The sequence below is a fragment of the Roseovarius sp. EC-HK134 genome, assembly GCF_902498815.1.
Lineage (GTDB): Bacteria > Pseudomonadota > Alphaproteobacteria > Rhodobacterales > Rhodobacteraceae > Roseovarius > Roseovarius mucosus_A.
On sequence record NZ_LR701536.1, the window covers coordinates 1 to 1,709 of the forward strand.

The 1,709-nt window shown below is 60.1% G+C and carries 1 protein-coding gene; it reads right to left on the minus strand.

Annotated elements, in window-relative coordinates:
• Positions 1-29: 29 nt before the first annotated feature.
• A complete protein-coding gene (locus tag GC127_RS01215) occupies positions 30-1,568 on the minus strand; it encodes an ISL3 family transposase (RefSeq protein ID WP_078522938.1) in 1,539 nt (512 codons plus the stop codon).
• Between the last annotated feature and the right edge of the window lie 141 nt (positions 1,569-1,709).

Below are 1,709 nucleotides of genomic sequence, written 5' to 3' on the forward strand. Positions count from 1 at the left end.
TGTCGCGTAGCCCTTAATTGGGCTCTGCCTCAATCTGTGTGGCGGAACGGTAGCATTCTCGCCCGCAACAATTCTGGACCGGCTCGACCGTACATGGCGCGTTTGAGCGTCTTCAGGCGATTGATCTGACCTTCTGCTTGGCCGTTGCTCCATGGCATCTCGATGGCGTTTTTGACTGCATCGAAGTCCCGGTTCAATGTGCGGGCAAAGCGCACGATGGGCGCCAGATCGGTTTCGATCGCGTTGTCGATCCATGCTGGGAGCGGGTCTGCTTGGCGGCCGCGCAGGATACCGTTGAACCGCATGGCGAGACTTCGCATCGTTGCGAAGGCGGGAGAACCGGCCTTGAGCGCGTCGACTTTCCGCGCTTGATCCGGGGTGAGCTTTCCGCGGGGTTTGATGCACAGCGCGGCTGCGATGACCGGGGAAATCGCGTGCCCCGTTTCCGGGTCCCGGACTGGCTTAAGGATTTCGTGCTCTACCTTGGAGTCGCTCCCTTGCTGTTCTGCTTTTCGCCAGCCCGCCAACAGACGCTGCAAATGCGACTGACTCCCCTCGTAACCGCGCTCTCGGATCAGACGGAACAGGGCGCTGCCAGTTCGAATGCCCTCCTTCCAGCTTTGGCTCAGGAACTCTTCAAAGTACCACGGCGATGTCGGCTTCAAAGCGGCCCGCCTGCGGTCCGGTGGTGTCTCGAACTGCAGCCATTTCGCGATGCTGCGACGCGGGAACCCTGTTCGCCGCCCGATCTCGCTGCATGAAAGCCCCTGATTTCGGAGCGCATGAATGGTGGCGAAAATCTCTTCCCGAGACGTCCTATGCGCCAGGCGTGACTTCAGAAGGCTGCCGGCTGCGGTGATGTTGTCGGCGTCGGACAGCAGCGCCCTGCCGGTCGCACGGCCGTGAAGGTTCATTTGCTCCTCGATGGCCTGCCGCAGGTTTTGTACGATATGGAACCGGTCAGCGACCTGCTTCGCCTGCGGTGCCCCTTGCCGTGCTGCCTGGGCGTAGAGACCGCAGCGATCTCTGCTGATCACTTCCACCTCGGGGTGTCGCTTCAGCCAGTTGGTGCAGCTGACGACATCTCGATCCTCAAGAATGTCGATCACCACGCGACGCTCCAGATCCACAATGATCGTGCCGTAGGTTTGCGATTTCCGCCAACTCCAGTCGTCGATCCCGATGACTGTCGGCGACTCGCCACTGTCTTGGGCACGGTTCTTCAGCTGCCTAAGCACCGTGTCATCGCTGACTCCAAGGCCCAAACGATGCAACAACCGCTCGGCTGGCCGTCCGCCGGTCGCATGCCCAAGATGGGTGACAATCTCCCCGACACGCGAAGTACGACGTGCAAATGGACGCGCAATCGAGGCGATTTGGTCTGAGAATGTCCGGCGTGGGCAAGCGGGTGCCTGACATCGCCAACGGCAAATTGCGAGATCAACCGTTACCTCGTCTCCATGCGCGGGATAATCCTGCAGCCGCCGACGCCGCCAGCCGTGACGTCGGCGTGAATGCAATCCACAGTCTGGGCAAATGCCGTTGGGAGCCAAGACGCCAGATACAATCCACCCGCCTCTTTCACTTCGCTCAACGCTTTGAACGGCAACATCGCTCCCGGGCGACCAGTGCTTCTTCGAACTCACAACTATACCTCCTGAATTTTCCAGTTTCAGGATAGTTGCGCCACACAAAGTGAGGCAGAACCC